The sequence below is a fragment of the Rhodococcus sp. BP-349 genome (genome assembly GCF_019835845.1).
In the GTDB taxonomy this organism is placed as follows: domain Bacteria; phylum Actinomycetota; class Actinomycetes; order Mycobacteriales; family Mycobacteriaceae; genus Rhodococcoides.
In genome coordinates, this window is record NZ_JABUDR010000001.1 from 1685489 (window position 1) to 1706320 (window position 20832).

Below are 20832 nucleotides of genomic sequence, written 5' to 3' on the forward strand. Positions count from 1 at the left end.
GCGTGGAAGAATCCCGACCATGCCGCGCACCGCCGTACCCGCCGCGATCCACGACATCATCGGTGCGGCACTCGCCCCGCTCCCGCCGCACCGGCGGGACACCTTCACTCTCCGTGTCGAGCGCTGGTGGCCCGATCTCCACGAGGCCGTCACCGCCCTGTACGCGGAGCCCGATGCGGTGGCGCGCACCCTCGTCGAGCGCGCGGCACACGCGTTCGCGGACCGGCCCGACGAGCTGCACCGGCTCGACGAGCGGCGTCTGCTGGAACCCGACTGGTTCCAGCAGCCCACCATGTTCGGGTACGCCTGTTACGTCGACCGTTTCGGTGACACTCTGTCCGGTCTGGCGGATCGGCTGGACCACCTGACGGATCTCGGTGTCACCTACCTGCACCTGATGCCGCTGCTCACGCCGCGTCCGGGCGACAACGACGGCGGCTACGCGGTCATGGACTACCGCACTGTGCGGGAGGACCTGGGGACGGTCGACGATCTCCGGGCGCTCGCCACCACTCTGCGCGAGCGCGGGATCAGTCCCGTGATCGACCTGGTACTCAATCACGTTGCCCGCGAACACGAGTGGGCGGAACGCGCGCGTCAGGGCGACGCAGACCATCGCGACTATTTTCACATCCATCCCGACAGGTCGACGCCCGACGCCTACGAGCGCACGCTGCCCGAGGTGTTCCCCGACTTCGCACCGGGGAACTTCACGTGGGATGACGGCGTCGACGGCTGGGTCTGGACGACCTTCAACGAGTGGCAGTGGGATCTGAACTGGGCCAATCCCGCGGTGCTGGTCGAGTTCGTCGACATCGTCGCCGCTCTCGCGAACCTGGGCATCGAGGTGGTCCGTCTCGACGCCATCGCCTTCCTGTGGAAGCGGCTGGGAACCAACTGTCAGAATCAGCCCGAGGTGCACGCGATCACGCAGATCTTGCGGGCGACGGCGCGCATGGCCTCGCCTGCGCTGTTGTTCAAAGCCGAGGCGATCGTCGGACCACGAGATCTGTTGCCCTACCTGGGAACCGGATCCCACACGGGTCGGGTCTCCGACATCGCTTACCACAACAGCCTCATGGTCCAGGTGTGGTCGATGCTGGCCTCGGGCAGTACCGAGCTGGCGCGCCACGCCCTGTCGACACTGCCACCGACTCCGCCGGGCGGGACGTGGGTGACGTACGTTCGGTGCCACGACGACATCGGATGGGCGATCGACGACGGTGACGCGGCCTCGATGGGTCTGTCCGGCGCCGGCCACCGACACTTCCTCGCCGACTGGTACTCCGGGGAGTTCCCGCAGTCGTGGGCTGAAGGTCTGGTGTTCCAACACAATCCGGACACCGGCGACCGTCGGATCAGCGGGACCGCGGCGGCGCTCTCGGGCCTCGGTGCGGAGCGACGGGATCCGGACGGCGCGTTCGCCCGGCTGTTCCTCGCCCACGCCCTCGTCGCGGTCTGGGGCGGGATCCCCGTGGTGTGGAGCGGGGACGAGATCGGCTCGCCGGGTGACCCCGACTGGGCGGCGGAACCCGGCCACGAGGACGACAACCGGTGGGTGCACCGACCGCGCGTGACCGACGCCGACAGGGCACGACGCCACGAGCAGGGCTCCGACGCGCAGCGGGTGTTCGACGGCATCGCGCACATCGCCCGCGTGCGGTCGGATCTGCCCATGCTGCATGCCGAGGCGCCGGTCGACGTGCTGGGCGATCTGGACGACGGAGTGCTCGGTGTCCGCCGTCGGCACCCGAGCGGCACACTCGTCGCCCTGTTCAACGTGAGCGACACGCACCGCCCGGTGGCGGCGTCCGTCCTCGGGCGCTCGGGACTCGTCGCTCCGCGGGAGGTGCTGACGGGCGTCGGCTCGGTCGACGACGAGACCGTGTGGCTCGCGCCGTACGCCGCTTGGTGGGTGGTGGACGGTTAGCCGTCCCGGAACCTCGCGTCGATCCACCGCATCGCGAACGGCAGACCGGACAGTGCGCCCACGAAGTGGTCGCCGAACACGGGCCGGTACTCCACGTCGGCGCCGCGTCCGCGCCACGCGTCGACCAGGTTCAGGACGCCCTGCTCGGGAATCCATCGATCGGCGAACCGGGGCACCGCAGCACCGTGATAGAACGCCACGGGAACGACGGGCGCATCCGCACCCGGAGTGTTCGCCTCGATGACGGCGCGCGCGGTGGCGGACTCGAACACGCCCGGGTCCACGGACAGTCGTTCCAGACGCAACCGCGCCACCCCGGACAGGGCCAGCGGGACGACGGACAGATCCTTGATCATCGACGCGAGAACGATTCCGGTGGGGCTGAACTGCTCCACGAGGGCGGGGTGTTCGCGCGCCATGCCGATGATCGCCGCCCCGAAGAGGCCGGCTCCGAGGGTGCCGTTCATGGTTCCGCGCAGCAGGCCCACGTCGACGGGTGATCCTCCGGCCACGGCGCCGCGCAGGACGAGCTCGGGCGCGTAGGAAGGGTGCAGTTGCGCGGCCCAGGCCGTCGCGATGGCGCCGCCGCTGTATCCGTAGAGCGCGGTCGGGCTCGTTGCGTAGGACGAGTCGAGCGCGACGAGACCGCGGATGCTGTCGAGCACGGCGTGCCCTGCCATGGTCCCCTCGGCGTAGGCCATGCGCGGCCCCTGATGATCCGGGATCAGCACCGCGAACCCGCGCTGCAGCCAGAGCGGAACCACCGTGGGGAAGTCCTGACCGACGCCGTGGACGATGCGGTACGACGGTGTCGACCGGGTGCCGAGCGAGTCGATCGCGACGTTGTGCACGACCACGGGCCGGGGACCCGAGCCACGCCACGGCTTCCTCGGTTCCATCAGGGTGGCGGTCACGGACACCGGACGGCCGAGAGCGTCGGTGGAGCCGACCATGAACTGGCGCAGGCGGGTTCGCGGTCGCGGGAACCATCCGGTCGCATCGCGGTGGCGGACGAGGACGCCCGGTGACAGGTCCTGGCCCGGCGCGTCGAAGAAGGAGTCGCCGGCGATCGGGGTCGGCAGAATGGCGGCGTGTGGATCCGCCGCCATCTCCGGTGTGATCCGCCCCGCGATCAGTCGATTCATGCTGCGCGACAGCGCCATGGTTCCCCCCGTTCGGGTCACCGTACTGCCTCGGGCAGCGGGCGTGGCAAGAATCTCCTCGAGTCCAACGGTGTCGGCCGACGGCGCCGACGAGCAGTCTCGTCTCCCGTGACGACGACATACGACCGAGTGACCGACGGCCCGGCGACCGACGAGGCCCTCCGCGCCCGCTTCCAGCCCGTCTTCGACCGCATCGCCGAGGGCGCGGTGGCCCGCGAGAAGGACAGACGGCTCGCCCACGACGAGATCGCGCTGCTGCGCGAGGCCGGCTTCGGCGCACTGCGCGTGCCGGTCGAGCACGGTGGCTCCGGCGCCTCGGTGACGCAGTTGTTCTCGCTGCTGGTCGATCTCGCGGCCGCCGAGTCGAATCTGCCGCAGGCGCTGCGCGTGCACTGGAGCTTCGTCGAGGACCAGGTGGCGGCAGAACCGGGACCCGATCGCGACGCGTGGCTGCGGGCGATCGCCGGCGGCACTCTCGTCGGCAACGCGATCACCGAGCCGGGTGTCGGGGCGGTGGACCACTACCGCACGACGGTCACGCGCGGCCCGGACGGTCTGCGTCTGAACGGCGAGAAGTTCTACAGCACGGGCAGTCTCTACTCCGACCACATCCTGGTCGCTGCCGACCTCGACGGCGAGCGGGTGTCCGTGCTCGTCGACTCGGACGCTCCCGGCGTCGTGCAGCGTGACGACTGGGACGGCTTCGGGCAGCGGCTCACCGTCAGCGGCACCACCACGTTCACCGACGTCGCCGTCGACGAGTCGCGCCTGCTCGGACCGGGGTACGGCGCACCCGGACGCACGTACGCGACGTCGTACCTGCAGCTGGTCCAGCTCGCGGTCCTGGCCGGCATCGCGCGCCGCGCCGCCGACGACGTCACCGCGTGGGTCCGCGCCCGCACCCGCAGCTACACCCACGCCGCCGCCGACCTGCCGCGACACGATCCGGTGGTGCAGCAGCTCATCGGGCGGCTCGAAGCTGCCGCCTGGTCCTCCCGCGCCCTGGTCCTGTCGGCGGCCTCGGACGTCGAGCGCGCCGTCGAGGTGAGCGACGACGCATCGATCGACCGGGCCGAGCTGAGCACGTCGCACGCCCAGGCGGTGATCGTCGAGCTCGTGCTGGACGCGACGACGCAGTTGTTCGAGGTCGGCGGAGCATCGATCGTGTCGGAGACCCTCGCCCTCGACCGGCACTGGCGCAACGCGCGCACGATCTCCGTGCACAACCCGGTGCTCTACAAATTGCGCTCGGTGGGTGCTCACGTGCTCAACGGCGAGGACCTGCCCTACGCCTGGTCGGCGGGGAACAAGAAGAGCATCGCGGCGCCCGCTACCGGCAGGGGATAGCGTCACGGGCATGACACACGCCGGTGGCACCGACCCGAAGCCCTACTCCACGGGGGAGCGGGTGTTCGGTCCGCCCAACGGCACGTTCGACGCTGACTGGGCGGCGACGGCCCTGCGCTCGAACCGGCATGAACTCGATCACGCGACGTCGGTACGTCTGGTGGAGAAGGCCTGGGACCTGCTGCGCTCGCAGGGGCTGCGCGGCGGCGAACTCGCCGATGCCCTGGATCTCGAGCCCGGGCTGGCGTCCGCGGTGTCCGATGTGGCGACCGAGACCGCGCGCTTCTACCTCGACCGGTGACCGCTACGCGGTGGTCCGCCGAACGCAGCGCCGACGACTCCCGCGCCTACGTCGCCCGGTTCCGCGACCTCGAGGCGTCGGGCGCGGACATGCACGGGGAGGCCCGCTTCGTCGACGCCGTGCTGCCCCGAGCCGCGCGTGTCCTCGACGCAGGATGCGGAACCGGACGACTGGGCGCGGAACTCGCGCGGCGCGGACACACGGTCACCGCCGTGGACCTCGACCCGGTCCTGGTCGAGGAGGCGCGTCGGCAGGACGGCATCACGGTGGTGCACGACGACCTGGCGACCATGGATCTGGAGCCGCAGTCGTTCGACGCGATCGTGGCTGCCGGCAACGTCATGGTGTTTCTCGCTCCGGGCACCGAGTCGACGGTGCTCCGGCGCTGGCACGACGCGGTGGTGCCGGGCGGGGTGGTGATCCTGGGGTTCGCGACCGACCGGGCGTACACCGCCGATCGGGCCGACGCCGACCTTCGGGAGGCAGGCTTCACGGCCGTGCAGCGCTTCTCCACCTGGTCGGTGGCACCGTGGCGCGAGGGTGCGGAATGGGTTGTCCTGACCGGGTACCGACAAGCGGGAAGTCTCTCGGGCATCGGCACGCCTGGCTAGAATTCGGACATGACACGACCCACGATCGACCTGGACTACACGGTTCTCGACTGTCCCGATCCGGTGGCGCTCGGGCGTTTCTACACCGCTCTGCTGGGGTGGACGGTGGTGCAGGACGATCCCGACTGGACCGTGATCGAGGGCACCGGCGGCTCGCGTCTGGCCTTCCAGAAGGCGCCCGACTTCGTCCCGCTGTACTGGCCGCGGGAGGGCATCCGCATCCACCTCGATCTCGTGGTCGACGACATGGAGGCGGCGCAGGCCTTCGCCGTGGAGCAGGGTGCCCGCGTGCTGGACGACGACAGCGAACACCCGGGGTTCCGCGTGTTGCAGGATCCCGTCGGTCACCTCTTCTGCCTGTGCAGGCGCGACTGACAGCTGTCAGGTCGCCGTGCGCCCTACCATCACCCCATGACCACCGACAGGGCCCACGAGTTCGTGATCGAACGTTCCGTCCTCGTCGACGCTCCGGCGTCGACCGTGCACGGTTTCCTCGACGATCTGCACCGGTGGACGTCCTGGTCGCCGTGGGAGGGCAGCGACCCCGATCTGTCCCGCACCTACAGCGGCTCGGAGTCGGGGGTCGGGGCGTCCTACGCCTGGTCCGGTAATCGCAAGGCCGGCGCCGGCTCGATGACCATCGTGGAATCGACGGACGATCGTGTCGTGCTCGATCTGCGGTTCACGAAGCCGTTCAAGGCCACCAACGTGACCACGTTCCTGCTGTCGTCGACGGGAAGCGGCACCGAGGTGACGTGGCGGATGACGGGACAGCAGAACGTATTGGCGCGTCTCGTGGGCAGGATCGTGCCGATGGAGAAGTTCATCGGCAAGGACTTCGAGAAGGGACTCGGCTCCTTGAAGGTGCAGGCGGAGCAGCAGGACCGATGACGTGACCGGTCGGCTCACCGCCACCGACGCCCGCATGTACTGGCTCTCACGGCGTCTGCCGAGCGACCAGTTCCTGCTCTACGCGTTCGACGGTGCGCTCGACGACCCGGACGCCGCCGCCACCGCTCTCGTGCGCCGGGCACGCGCGGTGGACGGGTTGTCGGTCCGTCTACGCGAGACGCGGTGGACGGCCGACTATCCCTACTGGGTGCCCACGGACGTGACCCGCGACCGGGTCTGCGTCCACGCCGTCGGCACGTGGGGGGAGTGTCTCGACCATGTGGCCGGCGTCTTCGCGGATCAGGTCGACCCACTCCGCGAGCCGTGGCGACTCCACCTGTATCCGCGCGTCGACGAGGTGCCCGGCACGACGGGCTCGGCGACAGTGCTCGTCCTGCAGATCGCGCATGCCCTCGGGGACGGTGGGCGGGTGTCGGCCCTGGCTCGCGCGTTGCTGTCGGACGGCCCGTCGCCGGCGGTGCGCACGGTGGTGCTTCCGGCGCCCCTCGCGGTCGCGCGTGGTGCACTCGAGCTGCCCGCGCGGCTGATCGGCATGGTGCGTCGGGCACGTGAGGCGGTGGTGGCCCATCATCGGCGCACGGCCGACACGACGGCCGGCGTCATCCCCGGCCCGCCGTCTCCCCGAGCGCCGACGCTGCTGTCCCGCCCGGCAGGCGGGACCACCCGCATCCGGTGCGTGGTGTGCCCGGCGTCGGATCTCCGCACCGACACCGTCAGTGTCACCGTGGCCGCGCTCGTCGTGGTGTCGGACGCGATGAGTCGGCATCTCGCGTCCCTGGGTGAGCCAGTTCCGGACGACCTCGGTGCCGAGGTCATGATGGCGATACCGCAGTCGAGTCGAACCACCGCTGCGGCCAACGCCTTTCACAATGCGGGGGTGGACCTGCACCCGTCCGTGCAGGATCTCCGCGCTCGGGCACGGGCGATCGACGACTCCCTGCGAGATCGACGTCGACGGCTGGAGCATCCCGCGTTCGGCGTCGGCGATCGCGCGACGGAGGCTGTTCCCGCGGTGATCATCCGACGCGACGTCGACATCGCCGACCTGTCGGCGGCGCCGACGACGGTGGCGGGTCACACGGTGGTCTCCAGTGTGAACCGAGGCGTCGCCGACCTCACGTTGACCGGTCGGCCCGTCGTGCTGAGCGCCGGGTTCCCGGCCCTCTCGCCCGCGGTCGGCATCACGCACGGGGTGCACGGCATCGGCGACGTGGTGACCCTCTCGATCGTGACGAGCGACGACGTCATGGACGCCGACGCGTACACCGACCGCCTGCGGGAGGCCGTCGATCGAGTGCGGGAAGCGCTCAGGTGACCCGCATACGCTGCTGACATGGCACTGTCCACGTCGGTACGACCCAGCCCCGTCTTCCTCGCGGTCGTCGCCGTCGCCGTCATCGGCGGTGTTCTGGCCTGGAACTCGACCAGGCCGGGCGACGTCCTGTCGTACGCCGGTGTCTTCGTCCTCGTCATCGGTGGATGGGTGGTGTCCCTGTGTCTCCACGAGTTCGCCCACGCGGTGACGGCCTGGCGCTTCGGTGATCACGACACCGCTGCGCGCGGCTACCTCACGCTGAACCCCCTGAAGTACACGGTGCCCGGTCTGTCGATCGTGCTGCCGCTGATCTTCGTCGCGCTGGGCGGGATCGGTCTGCCGGGCGGCGCCGTGTGGCTGAACACCAGTGGTATGACGAGGCGGCAGCGCACGACGGTGTCCCTGGCCGGCCCGTTCGCCAATCTCGTTCTCGCGGTGTTCCTTCTGACGATCATCGCGGTGTGGGCGCCGGGAAGCGAGCACGCGGCCTTCTGGTTCGGCGCGAGCTTCCTGGCCTTCCTCCAGGTGGTCGCGGTCGTCCTCAACCTGATCCCGATGCCCGGTCTGGACGGCTTCGGCGCGATCGAGCCCTACCTGTCACCCGGTGCGCGGCGATCGTTCGCGCAGATCGGTCCCTACGGAGTTCTCATCGTGGTGGCTCTGCTGTTCGTGCCGCAGGTCAATCGCGTCTTCTTCGACGCGGTGTACGCCGTGTACGAGATCTCCGGCATCCCCGCAGGGTGGGCGCAGAGCGGCGGCGTGCTGACGCGGTTCTGGACGCAGTGGTACTGATCGGTGGGGACGAGGGGACTCACGGGACTAGCGAGGTCCATGAGGTCTGTGGTGCAATAGCGCCGGAAATCGTGAGAAGTTACCAGCCCGGACCGCCATGTCGAGGAAGGCGCGCCGGGCGAATCGAGAGGTAGACCCCAGTGCACGTGTCGCGTCGTCAATTGTTCCGCTATGCCGCCGCCGGTTCCGTCGCGGTCGGGGTCACGGGTGTCGCCGCTCGTGGCGTCGCCTCTGCCGCACCCGCAGCACCCGCAGCACCCGCAGCGTTGGGCACGATCGTCGACTACGCCGGGGGAGTGCCGTCGGCCTCCGCCATCGCGGCCGCCGGGCATCTGGGCGCCATCCGCTACGTCTCGGACCCTCGACCCGGTGCCGCCTGGATGACGGGCAAGCCGATGACCGCGGCCGAGGCGGACGAGCTCACCGCGGCCGGTCTGCAGGTGGTGTCGTGCTACCAGTTCGGTAAGGAGGCGACGGCCGACTGGCGCGGCGGATTCGCCGCCGGTGTGAAGCATGCGACTCGCGGCCTCGAATTGCACACGGCCGCAGGCGGACCGGCGGATCGCCCGATCTACGCCGCCATCGACGACAAACCGACCGCGATCGAGTTCGCCTCGATGATCGCGCCGTACCTGCTCGGGTGGCAGTCGGTGGTCGGGGCCGAGAACACGGGTGTCTACGCCAACTCGCCGACGATCGACCTCGCGGCGGCAGCGGGACTCGGTACCTGGTACTGGCAGCACAACTGGGGCACGCCGAAGGGCTACGTGAACCCCGCCGCCCACCTGCATCAGATCGAGATCGACAAGCGAACGATCGACGGGGTGGGTGTGGACGTCAACACAGTGCTGCGTGCGGACTACGGACAGTGGAGTCTCACGGCGTAACGGATCGGCACGCTCTCACGACACACTGGTAACACAGGTCACACCACAACAAGGGAAAGGCCCACCATGGAACTCATCGACTACTTGTACGCGATCGCCGGAGCGATCTACACCCAGATCTCGACCGCGTTCGGTTCCTGACCGCCGGTCTCGTCGTGATCGTCAGACGACGAAGGCGCCGATGGTCGGCAGGAAACTGCACGTGATGCCGGCCTCGGTGCTGATCGACCCGGAGACGGCGGCCAGCACGCGGCCGGTCCCGGTGTCCGCGAGTGCCGAGAGCGTGGCCGGACCGTCGGGATTGATTCCCGCAGCACCGGTGAGCACGGTCGCACCGGTGCGGCCGGTGTCGACATTGACCCAGTTCGCGGTCAACGGCGCTGCCTGCACGTCGGCGAGCGGCGCGGTGCCGAGCGCCGTGAAGACGAAGCCGGCCTGACCGGCACCGGGTCCGGGAGGCGGCAGCTGAGCAGGGCCGGGCACCGCGAGCGCGCTCGCGACGGAGTCGGCCGTGGCGGAGATGCAGCCCTTGCCGACGGTGGGGTAGAAGAACTGGGAGATGACCGGGCCGTTCTCGGGGATCTCCGGGCCGCCACCGCCGCTGCCGTCCAGGAACGTGATGATGCTGCTCAGAATGCGCTTCGCCTGGTCCGACAGCGGGGCCGTGGCGAGCAGTGCCTTCGCGCGCACCAGGAGATCGCTCTGCGGCGACGCGGCATCGCGCTCCGCGGCGTCGAGCAGGGTCGGTGCCAGTGCGGCCAGTGCCTCGTAGCCCGGCACCACCGGTGCCTCGGCGGGCAGCGGCAGGACGGGTGCGGGTGCTGCGCCTGCCGCAGCGGGTGCGACGAAGGCACACGCAGCCGCGACGGCCACTCCGCCCAGAACACGCCGCGCTGCGACGCGCGTTCCCGTTGTCCCGATGTCCCGCATGATGTCCCCGTTTCTTCTCCGGCCGCCTCGACTCGATCCGAGGACGACCCACGATGCACTACCTGTCCGGTGCCGCCGTGCGAGGCGGTCGGGCGCGGGGTCACTCTATGTACACGGAGTGACGGTTGTACAGCAGCTCGCCGGTCGATCGACCCGTGTCGCTCGCCGCGATTCGAACCGTAGTCTGTTAATGAAGTGTCTGGTGTTGTCAGAGTGAACAGTGATGCGATCGTTACTGCTGTGAGCCGTGTCGCATGACAACGTGGCGGCTCCTTGGTGCGGACGAGTCACGTCGGAGCGTGCCGATAGGCTGCCCCGTGGCTTCGACCCCCGTCGATCGGAAGAGCACCCGTGAGTGAAGTACAGCGATCGGCCGGACGTGCGGTGCTGGCAGCAGCACCGGCCCTGTTCGTGCTCTCGCTGATCCTGCGCGTGGTGTGGACCGTCGCGACCCCCAACGGCAGCAACTGGGTCGATCTCCACGTGTACGTCGACGGATCGGCCCGCCTTTTCAGCGGCGATCTGTACGACTTCACGTACTCGGAGGAGACCCCCGACTTCCCCCTGCCCTTCACCTACCCACCGTTCGCCGCGCTGGTGTTCTACCCGCTGCACTTCCTGCCGTTCCCGGTGGTGGGAGCGGGGTGGATGATCGCCACGATCGCCGCGCTGTACGCGGTGGTGCGACTCGCCCAGGGAATGGTCGGAACCGGCCCGTGGTCCGGCCGCCGCGCGGCGGTGCTCTGGACGACGGTGGGCCTGTGGACCGAGTCGATGCGCACCACACTGGACTACGGCCAGGTCAACGTGTTCCTGGTCCTGCTGGCGATGCTCGCGGCCCGCAGTGCCCGCTGGTGGCTGTCGGGGGCACTGGTCGGTGTCGCGGCAGGCGTCAAGCTCACCCCCGCCATCACGGGCCTCTACTTCCTGGCGCAGCGTCGGTGGGCGGCCGCCGCCTTCTCGGCCGTCGCGTTCGCAGCGACGGTCGTCGTCAGCTTCCTGCTCGTCGGACCCGCGGCGACCACATACTTCACCACCCTGCTGGGCGACGCGGACCGGATCGGTCCCGTCGGCTCGGTGTGGAACCAGTCGCTGCGCGGAGCGCTGTCGCGCGTGGCAGGGCAGGACGTCGGTCAGGGGCCGGTGTGGCTGGTCGCGGCGGCCGTGGTGCTCGCGGCGGCGTTCCTGGCCTGGCGGACCCTGGCGCGCGACGATCGCCTGGGGACGCTCGTCATCGTGTCGTTCGTCGGCCTGATGATCTCGCCGATCTCCTGGTCCCACCACTGGGTGTGGGTGGTGCCCATGCTGATCTGGCTGATGCACGGTCCGTTGTCGGGTGCGCCGGGCGCACGCGTGCTCGCGGGGTACTGGCTCGTGGTCACGCTGATCGGCGTGCCGTGGATCCTCAGCTTCGAACAACCGTCGATCTGGGACATCTCGCGTCCGTGGCCGCTCGCTCTGGCGGGATCGGTCTACGCCGTCGGCACCCTGGCTCTCTTCGTCTGGATCGCGGTGGTCGGCCGCCGTGTCACCTCGCAAGGCGGTCGATCGCGGCTGCCAGCAGCACGTCCTTCCCGGTGAGTCCGCCGGCGGAGTGGGTCGACAGCCGGTAGGTCACCGAACGCCAACGGATGTCGATGTCCGGGTGATGGTCCGCCGACTCGGCCTCCTCCGCGACTCGCCGGACGAGGTCGATCGCGTCCGGGAAGTTCGCGGACTCGATGGTGCGGACCAGTGCGTCCCCGTCGCGCTGCCAGTCGGCGAGGCGGGTGAGTGCGTCGTCGATCTCCGTGTCGTTCAACAAGTCGGCCATACTGCGATGGTGCCAGTTCCCGAGCCCGTGCTGGTGGTCGCGGGCGCCCTCGTCGAGAACGGACACCTGCTTCTCGCACGGCGCGCTTCCCCGCCGGAACTGGCGGGGCTGTGGGAGCTGCCCGGCGGCAAGGTGGACCCCGGCGAGACTCCCGAGAACGCGCTGGTCCGAGAACTGCGCGAGGAACTGGGCATCGAGGTCACCGTCGGTGATCCCGTCGGCGTCGATGTCGCACTGTCGGCGACGCTGACACTGCGCGCCTACGCGGTCACGCGGTTCTCGGGGACGGCGACGGCGCTCGAGCACGAGGCCCTGCGCTGGGTGGACGCGGCAGATCTGCACAGAGTCGATCTGGTGCCGGCGGACACCGCGTGGTTGCCGGATCTCGCGGCGCTGCTGTAGTCAGGCCGCGCGGGCCTTCTTCAGGCCCTTCTTCAGATCCTTGCCCGTGACACCTGCCTGTTCCAGTTTCTTCATCCGCATGATCACCACCGGACACGTCAGACAGCGAGTCTTGCTGCGGCAGCACTTCTTCTTGGCCTTGCCGCGAGCGACCTTCGATGCCGAGGACATCGGGTGAGGGTACCCTGAGGTGGAGCCCGTGCCGACCGTCCCGGCCTGCGTGACCGCCGTCACCCGAGTAGACCGAGTAAACTGATCCGGTCGCGCTTCTCGTCGGCGACGCAGCGCGCTCTCTGGGAGAGGAAGCCGCTCGCTCTTCACCCCGCATTCGACCCAGGAGATTTCACGCGTGACCAGCCCCACCGCCAGTCAGACCGTACCCACCACCTTCCGCAACGTCGCCATCGTCGCGCACGTCGACCACGGCAAGACCACGCTCGTCGACGCGATGCTGCGCCAGTCCGGTGCCTTCGAGGAACGCGCCGAGGCCATCGACCGCGTGATGGACTCGGGTGACCTGGAGAAGGAGAAGGGCATCACGATCCTGGCCAAGAACACGGCCGTGCACAAGCGCAATGCCGACGGCAGCACCACCGTCATCAACGTGATCGACACCCCCGGCCACGCCGACTTCGGTGGCGAGGTCGAGCGCGGCCTGTCCATGGTCGACGGTGTCGTGCTGCTCGTCGACGCCTCCGAGGGACCGCTGCCGCAGACGCGCTTCGTGCTCCGCAAGGCGCTCGCCGCGTCGCTTCCCGTCATTCTCGTGGTCAACAAGACCGACCGTCCCGACGCGCGTATCGAGGAAGTCGTCTCCGAGAGCCACGACCTGCTCCTCGACCTCGCGTCGGATCTGGACGACGAAGCATCCGAAGCTGCCGAGCTCGCACTCGACCTGCCGGTCCTGTACGCCTCGGGCCGCGAGGGCAAGGCGTCGACGAAGCAGCCGGAGAACGGCCACGCACCGGACGCCGAGAACCTCGACGAGCTCTTCGAGATCCTGCTCAGCTACATCCCGGCGCCCAAGGGCAACGTCGACGCTCCGTTGCAGGCGCACGTCACCAACCTCGACGCGTCGGCCTTCCTCGGTCGTCTCGCCCTGGTCCGTATCCACAACGGTGAGCTGAACAAGGGCCAGACCGTGAGCTGGATGCGCGAGGTCGACGGAGAACCCGTCGTGCAGAAGACGAAGATCACCGAGCTGCTGAACACCATCGGTGTCGAGCGCGTCCCCGGCCAGAAGGGTGTCGCGGGCGACATCGTCGCCGTCGCGGGCTTCCCGGACATCATGATCGGCGACACCCTCGCCGACCTGGAGAATCCGGTCGCCCTGCCGCGCATCACCGTCGACCAGCCGGCCATCTCGGTCACCATCGGCACCAACACCAGTCCGCTCGTCGGACGCGTCAGCGGCCACAAGCTGACCTCCCGCATGGTCAAGGCGCGCCTGGATCAGGAGCTCATCGGCAACGTCTCGCTCAAGGTCCTCGACATCGGTCGTCCCGATGCGTGGGAGGTCCAGGGTCGTGGCGAGCTCGCGCTCGCCATCCTGGTCGAGCAGATGCGCCGTGAGGGCTTCGAGCTCACCGTCGGCAAGCCACAGGTGGTCACCCGCCAGGTCGACGGCAAGCTGCACGAGCCCTTCGAGGAGCTCACCATCGACACTCCCGAGGAGTACCTCGGTGGCGTCACGCAGCTGCTCGCCGCCCGCAAGGGGAAGATGGTCCAGATGACGAACCACGGCGCAGGCTGGGTTCGCATGGAGTTCATCGTCCCCTCGCGCGGTCTCATCGGTTTCCGCACGGACTTCCTCACGGACACGCGCGGCACCGGCATCGCCAACGCCGTCTTCCACGGGTACGCACCGTGGGCCGGCGAGATCCGTGCGCGCCACACCGGCTCGCTCGTCTCGGACCGTCAGGGCAGCGTCACCCCGTTCGCCATGATCCAGCTGGCCGACCGCGGCACGTTCTTCGTCGAGCCGGGTGCCGACACCTACGAGGGCATGGTGGTGGGCATCAACCCCCGCCAGGAGGATCTCGACATCAACGTCACCCGCGAGAAGAAGCTGACCAACATGCGTCAGTCCTCCGCCGACGTCATGGAGACCCTCGCCAAGCCGAAGAAGCTCGATCTCGAGATGGCAATGGAGTTCTGCGCCGGCGACGAGTGCGTCGAGGTCACACCCGAGGTCGTCCGCGTGCGCAAGGTGCACCTGGACTCGAACGAGCGTGCGCGTGAGCGTTCGCGTAGCAAGTCGCGTGACAAGGCTGCTCTGTAATCATGTCGGTGGCACGGGTGGGTGCGGCGCTGGCCGCTGCCCTGCTCGCGCTGTCGGCGTGCACGGCTGACCCGCCGCCGCCGATCCAGAGCACCGAGACGGCGACGACGACTCCTCCGGCCGCGCCCGCAGCCACCGGAAATCCGGTCGTCGTCGCGATCGACGACGTCGGCACGGGATTCAACCCGCACCTTCTCGCCGACCAGTCGCCCGCCAACACTGCGGTGTCGACGCTGGTGTTGCCCAGCCCTTTCCGTCCCGCGGCGGTGGGTTCGGGGGTCGAGTGGCTTCCCGACGCGTCCCTGCTCCTCTCCGCCGAGGTCACCTCGCAGGCACCGTTCACCATCACCTACCGACTCCGCAACGAGTCGCAGTGGTCGGACGGTGCCCCCATTGCGGCCGAGGACTTCCGCTACCTCTGGCAACAGATGATCGATGCTCCCGGCGTGGTGGATCCCGCAGGCTACGAGGCGATCGACGACATCGCGTCGTCGGACGGCGGCAAGACCGTCACCGTCACGATGACGACGCCGTACCCCGCGTGGCGTGAGCTGTTCGCGAACCTGCTGCCCTCACACCTGCTCAAGGACTCCCTCGGCGGCTTCGAACGGGGCCTGCGCGACAACGTGTCCGTCTCCGGCGGACACTTCCGGATCGAGTCGATCGATCGTGGTCGCGACGAGATCCTGCTCGAGCGCAACGACCGTTACTGGGGGTCGCCCTCGACACCCGATCAGATACTGCTCCGGCGCGGGGGCAGCGACGCCCAGCTGGCCGACTCGATGCGCTCGGGCGACGCACAGATCGCCGAGGTGCGCGGAGGCTCGGCGACACTCGCGCAGCTGGGCGCCATCCCCAATGTCCGCACGGACACCCGATTCCGGTCGCGGACCCTGGAGCTGACGCTGAACGGCCGGGTGCCGGAGCTCGCGGACGCCGAGGTGCGCCGCGGCGTCATGGGTCTGCTGGACGTGGACCTGCTGTCCACCGTCGCGTCGGGCACCGGCACCGCGGCGGACACCGTTCGTGCGCAGGTTCTCTCGCCGTCCCAGCCCGGCTATGTCCCCACGGCTCCGCAGGCTCTCCCGCGGGACGAGGCGCTGCAGCTGCTCGCCGACGCGGGCTTCGTTCCGGTGCCGTTACCGCCCGCTCTCGCCCCCACCTCGGGTCAACCCACCGCGACCACGACACCGGTGCCGGGCACCACGCGGGCGCTGACCGTCGTGATCGGCGCTCCCGAGAACGACGCCGTCGCCGTCGCCGTCGCCAACACGGCGGCCGACCAACTCCGGGACGCGGGTGTCGACGCGAGCGTCGCTCCCACCGACCCGGAGGAGTTGTACGGCACCGCGCTCCTCGAGGGCACCGTCGACGCCGTCGTCGGATGGAGCCACGTGGGTACCGACGTCGCGACGGCCTGGTCGTCCCGCTACGGATGTGCCGCACCCGATCTCGCGTCGTCCACGACGACGGCGCCCGATGCCGACGCCGACCCGGTGGCGGCGAGCAACCTCTCCGGAGTCTGCGATCCGTCGCTCGAGCCGGTGATGGACCAGAGCCTGAGAGGCGACGTGAACCCGACCGAGGCCGTCATCGCGGCACAGCCGCAGCTGTGGAACCTGCACACCGTGCTTCCCATCGCGCAGGACAGTTCTGTCGTCGCCGTCGGGCCCGGCGTGAGCGGCGCGACGCTCACGGGGCCCATCGAGCTCGGTGTGTTCGGGGACGCGAACGACTGGATGCGGGTGACGCCGTGACGGAGCGGCCCCGGATGCTGGTCGTCCATGCGCACCCCGACGACGAGACCATCACCACCGGCGGCACCATCGCCCGCGCCGTGCGGGCGGGCGTGGACGTGACTGTCCTGACCTGCTCGCTCGGCGAGGAGGGTGAGGTGATCGGTGACACGTGGGCCGGACTGGTCGCGGACCACGCGGATCAGTTGGGCGGGTACCGCATCCACGAGCTGACCGTGGCTCTCGAGGCGCTCGGATGCCGGCCGCCGCGATTTCTCGGCGGTGCCGGGCGTTGGCGCGACTCGGGAATGGCCGGAACTCCCGCAGCACGCCATCCGCGTGCCTTCGTCAACGCCGACCAGGACGAGGCCGTCGGCGCGATGGTCGAGGTCATCCGGGACGTGCGCCCGCAGGTCCTCGTGGCCTACGACCCCGAGGGCGGCTACGGCCACCCGGATCACATGCAGGTGCATCGGCTCGCCGGACTGGCCGTCGAGGCGGCCGACGACGGCGCCCGGTTCGCCGAGACGGGGCCGGCCTGGTCGGTGGACAAGATGTACTGGACGGTCACCGGTTCGGATCAGCTGACCGCAGGCCTCGGTGACCTCGGCGCCATTCCGCCGCAGTGGCGGATGCCGGTCGAGGGCGAGCTGCCGAGCGTGCCCGACGACACCGTCACCACGTCCGTCGACGTTCGTCCGGTGCTCGATCTCAAGCGACGCGCGTTGCGGGCGCACCGAACTCAGGTCACCGTCTCGGAGTCCGGTCGGGTCTACGCACTGTCGAACGACATCGCACAGCCTGTCCTCGAGGACGAGCAGTACGTCCTCGTCCGAGGCGACCTCGGGCCGGTCGACTCGTCGGGGCGCGAGACCGACCTCTTCGCGGGGATCGTGTGACGAGTCCCAATGTCGTCGCGGGGACGACGTGCGGGTCGGAAGCGGGCTCGGTGCCGGGTTATGCTGTGAGCGGCATCACCGGACGGGGTCGGACGTACCCGGTGAGTTCGACTCGAAGGAGCTCCCCCCATGAATTTCGATCTTCAGTACGCCATCGTGGCGTTCGTGGATTCCCTGCGACCCACAGCCGATCTGCAGCGCGAGATCTACCTGAACTCCGTGGGCAACTTCGCGACGTTCGTGAGCAACTACCTCACGTCGATCGGGTTCCCTCCTCGCTGACTTCGGGGACGCTGACAGGACCCGCGCGATGACGGGCCACGCCGGGGAGGGCGTGGTGTCGGGCATCAAGGCGTCGATCGTGGGCGCACTGGTGCTCGACGGGTTCCTGGTCGCCGTCCTGGCAGTGCTGTACCTCCCGCTGTATCTCGGACGTACTCCGTTCCCGATCAGTGGGGTCCTCGCCGGCATCGTCGTGGTGATCCTCGTCAGGGTCGCGTTCTCCGTGACGCACAACGTCTCCCGCGCCGCTCTCCCGGTCGCGGGATTCTTCGTGGGTCTGGTGCTGGCCATGCTGGGGGGACCGGGTGGAGACGTCCTCGTCGTGGCCGACTGGCGCACCCTGGTCCTCGTGGCAGGCGGGCTGCTTCCTGCTGTGGTGCAACTGTTCGCGCTGCGGATGGGTCAGTTCGCCGAACTCGGACGCCCCTGACCCCGGTCGATCCCGGCGGCATCGGCAGCCGCGGTGAGCACCTGCTCCACCATGGCCGGCGTGAGTCGTCCCGTGAAGGTGTTCTGCTGGCTCACGTGGAAGCACCCGAACAGATGGAGGTCCGGCAACTCCTTCTCGGGGGAGGTCAGCACGACGTGCGCACCGTGGCCGAACTTCGGGCGCGGCCGGGGGATGGTCCATCCCGCGCCGTCGAGGACTGGAAGCAGTGCCTGCCAGCCGAATCCGCCCAGGACCATCACGGCCCGAACGGTCGGTGCCAGGATGTGCAGTTCCGTCTCCAACCAGTGGCGGCACCGGTCCCGTTCCTCCGGTGTCGGCTTGTTGGCCGGGGGAGCGCAGTGCACCGGTGAGGTGATGCGGGTGCCGATCAGCTCGAGGCCGTCGGCGATGTGGGTCGCGGTGGGCTGCGTCGCGAGGCCGACGGCGTGCATGGCCGCGTAGAGAACGTCGCCGCTGCGGTCGCCGGTGAACATCCGCCCGGTGCGGTTCGCGCCGTGCGCAGCCGGCGCGAGGCCGACGATCAGCAGCCGTGCGTCGACGGGGCCGAAACCCGGAACCGGTCGGCCCCAGTAGGTCTCGTCGCGGAACGCGGCACGTTTCTCGCGCGCCACGAGCTCACGCCACTCCACCAGACGCGGACACGCGCGGCACTCCGACACCGCCACATCGAGTTCGGGGATGGTCCGGGGAGAGTCGGCGGCGGGTGTCACGGGCGCTCCACCCAGACGTCGCCGGCACCGGGCTGTGCGCACTCGACGATCGACCACGCGTGGTCGGCGGGTACGTCGAGGACCGTGTAGCGGCCCGTGCCGGCAGCGGTGGCGGCCACGATGGTCGCGACACCGGCGCGTCGCTGGAAGAAGGTCTGCCGGACACCCCACGCGACCACGCCGTCGGTGTCGAGGACGACGCGCCGCCGGTCGAGGCTGCCGTGCTCGGTGACGAGTACTCCCGGTTGAGCACGGTGGCCCAGGGCGGCGTACCGGTCGAGCGCCAGGGCGACGGCCGCCACCACGAGGAGCGCGACGCCGATCCACGCGGCGATCGGAACGTCCCGGCCGGTCGACCGGACCACGAGGAGTGCGACAACGACCAGCAGAACCGGTACGACGGCGCGGGTGAGCCTGCGCCGCAGGGCCGCCGGTCCGTGCTTCTGCAGTGTCGTCGTGGCCGACGCACTCTCCGGCATACCCGCCAGCACGTCGTCCATCGTGCGGTGGGCGGCCGGAAGGGGAGCGGGCGGCAGGAGCAGCGACGACTCCTTCTCCGAGGCGGACACCCCGGTCATGACGGCGTCGAGGCGTGCTCCGCGCGCCCACCGCAGGACCAGCGGTCGACGCAGCGTCGCGCCGCGGAGGCGGTCGCGGTCCAGCGTCGTGTGCCGCGTCGACAGCAGTCCGTGGCCGACGCGGAGCCTGGTGCCGTCGTCGGTCACGGTGAGGTTGCCGTAGACGAGCAGGTAGCGCACCACGGAGACGATGCTCGACACGACGAGCAACAGGGCCGCGGCGATGACCACCGCGACCACGATGCCGAGGCGCAGGACGGCCTGATAAGTGTCGTCCAGAGCGGGCGAGGAGGCGATGTCACCGGCGAACCCGGACTGGAACACGAGCCCGAATCCGGCACCGACGACGACGATGCCCGTGGCCGTGAACGGGGCGAATCGGACCCAGCCGGTGCGGAAGTGGGCGATCTCACGTTCGGGTTCCACGACGGGTTCGGTCACCACCGCCGGGCCCCCTCCCACGGTCTGCCCGGTGCCCGCCAGCAACTCCTCACGCAGGGCGGTGACCAGGTCGGAGGCAAGGGCGTTCAGCTCGAACGCGTCCGCCTTGTCCGACTTCTGCTGACCGGTGCCCACGGTGAGGATCGACAGCCCCAGGAGTCGGTGCAGCGGGCCGGCCCGGACGTCCACACTGCGGACGCGTCCACGCGGGATGGACAGCACCTTCTTCTGGAACAGCCCGCGGCGCAGCTGGACGTCGTCGGAACCGATGCGGTACCCGGTGGTGAACCACCGCAGGATCGCCGCGCCCACGAGCAGGATCACGACGACCAGGCCCCAGACGTGTGTGCCGCTCTGTGATCCGAGGACGAGGGACAGCAGCAGCACCGGTAGCAGGCGGACCAGCTCGGTGACCGGGTGGATCAGGAGCATGCGCTTGTCGAGTCGCAGCCACGGCAACTCGTCGACGCGCACCCCTGCGTCCTGCGTCACGTGGCGTCACCTCGCGAGCGTGCGGCCGCCGCGGTGATGGCGGCGACGGTGCGATCCGCGGTCGCGAGATCGAGCCCGGCGATCTCCAGAGCTCCGGCGGACGACGCGGTCGTCACCGTCACCGTCGCCAGCCCGAGTGCCCGGTCGAGCGGTCCGCGCTCGGTGTCGACGGTCTGCACTCGTGACAGGGGAGCGATGCGCCGTTCCTGAGTCACCCAGCCGGTGCGCGTGTGGACGGCGGTGTCGCTCAGTTCCCAGCGGTGCACCCGGTACCGCCACTGCGGCGCGATGGTCACGTGCGCTGCCGCGAGGACCACCACGGCGACGGCAGCGGCCACCACGGGCGTCCAGGACGGGCTCTCGACGTTCACCGCGAGCACCACGGCCCACACGATCACGGCGACGGCCACCGGGAGCCACAGCAGGGCGGCGGCCACGGCCCACAGAATCTTCGCCCGCGGATCGGGGCGATGCGCGGGATCGGTGAGGACCACACCGGAACTGTTCGCCGTCCCGGTGTTCTCTTTCTCGGACACGTCGCATCACCCCTGCTGTGGCA

23 protein-coding genes are annotated in these 20832 nt (G+C 69.6%); 16 read left to right on the forward strand and 7 right to left on the reverse strand.

The window, feature by feature from the left end:
* Positions 1 to 19: 19 nt before the first annotated feature.
* Positions 20 to 1930 (forward strand): alpha-amylase family protein, encoded by a 1911-nt coding sequence (locus HQ325_RS08020; RefSeq protein ID WP_222627906.1) that lies wholly within the window; start codon positions 20 to 22, stop codon positions 1928 to 1930.
* Here the strand turns inward: HQ325_RS08020 and HQ325_RS08025 are convergent.
* Entirely contained in the window at positions 1927 to 3093 is a 1167-nt protein-coding gene (locus HQ325_RS08025; RefSeq protein ID WP_222627908.1) for a lipase family protein, read from the reverse strand. The two genes, HQ325_RS08020 and HQ325_RS08025, sit on opposite strands and share 4 nt — an antisense overlap.
* Before the next feature lie 108 nt (positions 3094 to 3201).
* Here HQ325_RS08025 and HQ325_RS08030 point away from each other — a divergent pair, with 108 nt between their 5' ends.
* The 8 genes from HQ325_RS08030 (at position 3202) to HQ325_RS08065 (ending at position 9258) form a co-directional block, all read left to right on the forward strand.
* Positions 3202 to 4440 carry an acyl-CoA dehydrogenase family protein gene (locus HQ325_RS08030; RefSeq protein ID WP_308014304.1) on the forward strand — a complete coding sequence of 413 codons (1239 nt, stop codon included), beginning with the start codon at positions 3202 to 3204 and terminating at the stop codon, positions 4438 to 4440.
* Positions 4441 to 4450: 10 nt separating this feature from the next.
* The gene (locus HQ325_RS08035; RefSeq protein ID WP_222627910.1) at positions 4451 to 4741 is read left to right on the forward strand and encodes a hypothetical protein; all 291 of its coding nucleotides are present in this window, start codon (positions 4451 to 4453) and stop codon (positions 4739 to 4741) included.
* Positions 4738 to 5352, forward strand: coding sequence for a class I SAM-dependent methyltransferase (locus HQ325_RS08040; RefSeq protein WP_308014305.1), 615 nt, complete (start codon positions 4738 to 4740; stop codon positions 5350 to 5352). The genes HQ325_RS08035 and HQ325_RS08040 overlap by 4 nt, the downstream gene beginning before the upstream one ends.
* Positions 5353 to 5361: 9 nt before the next feature.
* Positions 5362 to 5727 (forward strand): VOC family protein, encoded by a 366-nt coding sequence (locus HQ325_RS08045; protein ID WP_222627911.1) that lies wholly within the window; start codon positions 5362 to 5364, stop codon positions 5725 to 5727.
* Between the two features lie 36 nt (positions 5728 to 5763).
* Positions 5764 to 6243 carry an SRPBCC family protein gene (locus tag HQ325_RS08050; protein ID WP_222627913.1) on the forward strand — a complete coding sequence of 160 codons (480 nt, stop codon included), beginning with the start codon at positions 5764 to 5766 and terminating at the stop codon, positions 6241 to 6243.
* A gap of 1 nt (position 6244) precedes the next feature.
* A complete protein-coding gene (locus HQ325_RS08055) occupies positions 6245 to 7579 on the forward strand; it encodes a hypothetical protein (RefSeq protein WP_222627915.1) in 1335 nt (444 codons plus the stop codon).
* An 18-nt stretch (positions 7580 to 7597) separates the two neighbouring features.
* Positions 7598 to 8371, forward strand: coding sequence for a site-2 protease family protein (locus HQ325_RS08060; protein WP_222627917.1), 774 nt, complete (start codon positions 7598 to 7600; stop codon positions 8369 to 8371).
* A gap of 140 nt (positions 8372 to 8511) precedes the next feature.
* A complete protein-coding gene (locus HQ325_RS08065; protein ID WP_222627919.1) occupies positions 8512 to 9258 on the forward strand; it encodes a DUF1906 domain-containing protein in 747 nt (248 codons plus the stop codon).
* Positions 9259 to 9420: 162 nt separating this feature from the next.
* Here the strand turns inward: HQ325_RS08065 and HQ325_RS08070 are convergent, their stop codons facing one another.
* Entirely contained in the window at positions 9421 to 10188 is a 768-nt protein-coding gene (locus tag HQ325_RS08070) for a hypothetical protein (protein ID WP_222627921.1), read from the reverse strand.
* A gap of 351 nt (positions 10189 to 10539) precedes the next feature.
* Between HQ325_RS08070 and HQ325_RS08075 the strand changes: the two genes are divergently transcribed.
* Positions 10540 to 11769, forward strand: coding sequence for a mannosyltransferase (locus HQ325_RS08075; protein ID WP_222627923.1), 1230 nt, complete (start codon positions 10540 to 10542; stop codon positions 11767 to 11769).
* Here HQ325_RS08075 and HQ325_RS08080 read toward each other — a convergent pair.
* Complete coding sequence (locus tag HQ325_RS08080) at positions 11717 to 12001, reverse strand: 4a-hydroxytetrahydrobiopterin dehydratase (RefSeq protein ID WP_222627925.1); 285 nt, start codon at positions 11999 to 12001, stop codon at positions 11717 to 11719. The genes HQ325_RS08075 and HQ325_RS08080 overlap by 53 nt on opposite strands.
* Before the next feature lie 6 nt (positions 12002 to 12007).
* Here HQ325_RS08080 and HQ325_RS08085 point away from each other — a divergent pair, with 6 nt between their 5' ends.
* Positions 12008 to 12403 carry a (deoxy)nucleoside triphosphate pyrophosphohydrolase gene (locus tag HQ325_RS08085; protein WP_222627927.1) on the forward strand — a complete coding sequence of 132 codons (396 nt, stop codon included), beginning with the start codon at positions 12008 to 12010 and terminating at the stop codon, positions 12401 to 12403.
* Here the strand turns inward: HQ325_RS08085 and HQ325_RS08090 are convergent, their stop codons facing one another.
* Complete coding sequence (locus HQ325_RS08090; RefSeq protein ID WP_204866762.1) at positions 12404 to 12574, reverse strand: hypothetical protein; 171 nt, start codon at positions 12572 to 12574, stop codon at positions 12404 to 12406.
* Positions 12575 to 12752: 178 nt separating this feature from the next.
* Here HQ325_RS08090 and typA point away from each other — a divergent pair, with 178 nt between their 5' ends.
* The 5 genes from typA to HQ325_RS08115 all read left to right on the forward strand — a co-directional run bounded on the left by typA (position 12753) and on the right by HQ325_RS08115 (position 18031).
* Positions 12753 to 14684, forward strand: a complete 1932-nt coding sequence (gene typA, locus HQ325_RS08095; protein ID WP_222627929.1) for a translational GTPase TypA — start codon at positions 12753 to 12755, stop codon at positions 14682 to 14684.
* Positions 14685 to 14686: 2 nt separating this feature from the next.
* Positions 14687 to 16441, forward strand: a complete 1755-nt coding sequence (locus tag HQ325_RS08100) for an ABC transporter family substrate-binding protein (RefSeq protein WP_222627932.1) — start codon at positions 14687 to 14689, stop codon at positions 16439 to 16441.
* On the forward strand, positions 16438 to 17319 hold the full coding sequence (gene mshB / locus HQ325_RS08105) for an N-acetyl-1-D-myo-inositol-2-amino-2-deoxy-alpha-D-glucopyranoside deacetylase (RefSeq protein ID WP_308014307.1): 882 nt from the start codon (positions 16438 to 16440) through the stop codon (positions 17317 to 17319). The genes HQ325_RS08100 and mshB overlap by 4 nt, the downstream gene beginning before the upstream one ends.
* 129 nt (positions 17320 to 17448) lie before the next feature.
* Positions 17449 to 17601, forward strand: coding sequence for a hypothetical protein (locus HQ325_RS08110; protein WP_222627933.1), 153 nt, complete (start codon positions 17449 to 17451; stop codon positions 17599 to 17601).
* Between the two features lie 28 nt (positions 17602 to 17629).
* Positions 17630 to 18031: a hypothetical protein gene (locus HQ325_RS08115; protein ID WP_222627935.1), complete on the forward strand. Its 402-nt coding sequence runs from the start codon at positions 17630 to 17632 to the stop codon at positions 18029 to 18031.
* Here the strand turns inward: HQ325_RS08115 and HQ325_RS08120 are convergent.
* From HQ325_RS08120 to HQ325_RS08130, 3 genes are read right to left on the reverse strand one after another with little or no spacing between them, the layout of a single operon-like run.
* The gene (locus HQ325_RS08120; RefSeq protein ID WP_308014308.1) at positions 18004 to 18762 is read right to left on the reverse strand and encodes a uracil-DNA glycosylase; all 759 of its coding nucleotides are present in this window, start codon (positions 18760 to 18762) and stop codon (positions 18004 to 18006) included. The genes HQ325_RS08115 and HQ325_RS08120 overlap by 28 nt on opposite strands.
* Positions 18759 to 20273, reverse strand: a complete 1515-nt coding sequence (locus tag HQ325_RS08125; RefSeq protein ID WP_308014309.1) for a PH domain-containing protein — start codon at positions 20271 to 20273, stop codon at positions 18759 to 18761. The genes HQ325_RS08120 and HQ325_RS08125 overlap by 4 nt, the downstream gene beginning before the upstream one ends.
* The gene (locus HQ325_RS08130) at positions 20270 to 20809 is read right to left on the reverse strand and encodes a PH domain-containing protein (protein ID WP_222627937.1); all 540 of its coding nucleotides are present in this window, start codon (positions 20807 to 20809) and stop codon (positions 20270 to 20272) included. Before HQ325_RS08130 ends, HQ325_RS08125 begins: the two co-directional genes overlap by 4 nt.
* Between the last annotated feature and the right edge of the window lie 23 nt (positions 20810 to 20832).

Excerpts from the sequence above, each read along its gene's own strand:
- HQ325_RS08020 (WP_222627906.1), top strand. The coding sequence starts at position 20 with ATGCCGCGCACCGCCGTACCCGCCGCGATCCACGACATCATCGGTGCG.
- HQ325_RS08025 (WP_222627908.1), bottom strand. The coding sequence starts at position 3,093 with ATGGCGCTGTCGCGCAGCATGAATCGACTGATCGCGGGGCGGATCACA.
- HQ325_RS08035 (WP_222627910.1), top strand. The coding sequence starts at position 4,451 with ATGACACACGCCGGTGGCACCGACCCGAAGCCCTACTCCACGGGGGAG.
- HQ325_RS08045 (WP_222627911.1), top strand. The coding sequence starts at position 5,362 with ATGACACGACCCACGATCGACCTGGACTACACGGTTCTCGACTGTCCC.
- HQ325_RS08050 (WP_222627913.1), top strand. The coding sequence starts at position 5,764 with ATGACCACCGACAGGGCCCACGAGTTCGTGATCGAACGTTCCGTCCTC.
- HQ325_RS08060 (WP_222627917.1), top strand. The coding sequence starts at position 7,598 with ATGGCACTGTCCACGTCGGTACGACCCAGCCCCGTCTTCCTCGCGGTC.
- HQ325_RS08070 (WP_222627921.1), bottom strand. The coding sequence starts at position 10,188 with ATGCGGGACATCGGGACAACGGGAACGCGCGTCGCAGCGCGGCGTGTT.
- HQ325_RS08080 (WP_222627925.1), bottom strand. The coding sequence starts at position 12,001 with ATGGCCGACTTGTTGAACGACACGGAGATCGACGACGCACTCACCCGC.
- HQ325_RS08085 (WP_222627927.1), top strand. The coding sequence starts at position 12,008 with ATGGTGCCAGTTCCCGAGCCCGTGCTGGTGGTCGCGGGCGCCCTCGTC.
- HQ325_RS08090 (WP_204866762.1), bottom strand. The coding sequence starts at position 12,574 with ATGTCCTCGGCATCGAAGGTCGCTCGCGGCAAGGCCAAGAAGAAGTGC.
- HQ325_RS08100 (WP_222627932.1), top strand. The coding sequence starts at position 14,687 with ATGTCGGTGGCACGGGTGGGTGCGGCGCTGGCCGCTGCCCTGCTCGCG.
- HQ325_RS08110 (WP_222627933.1), top strand. The coding sequence starts at position 17,449 with ATGAATTTCGATCTTCAGTACGCCATCGTGGCGTTCGTGGATTCCCTG.
- HQ325_RS08115 (WP_222627935.1), top strand. The coding sequence starts at position 17,630 with ATGACGGGCCACGCCGGGGAGGGCGTGGTGTCGGGCATCAAGGCGTCG.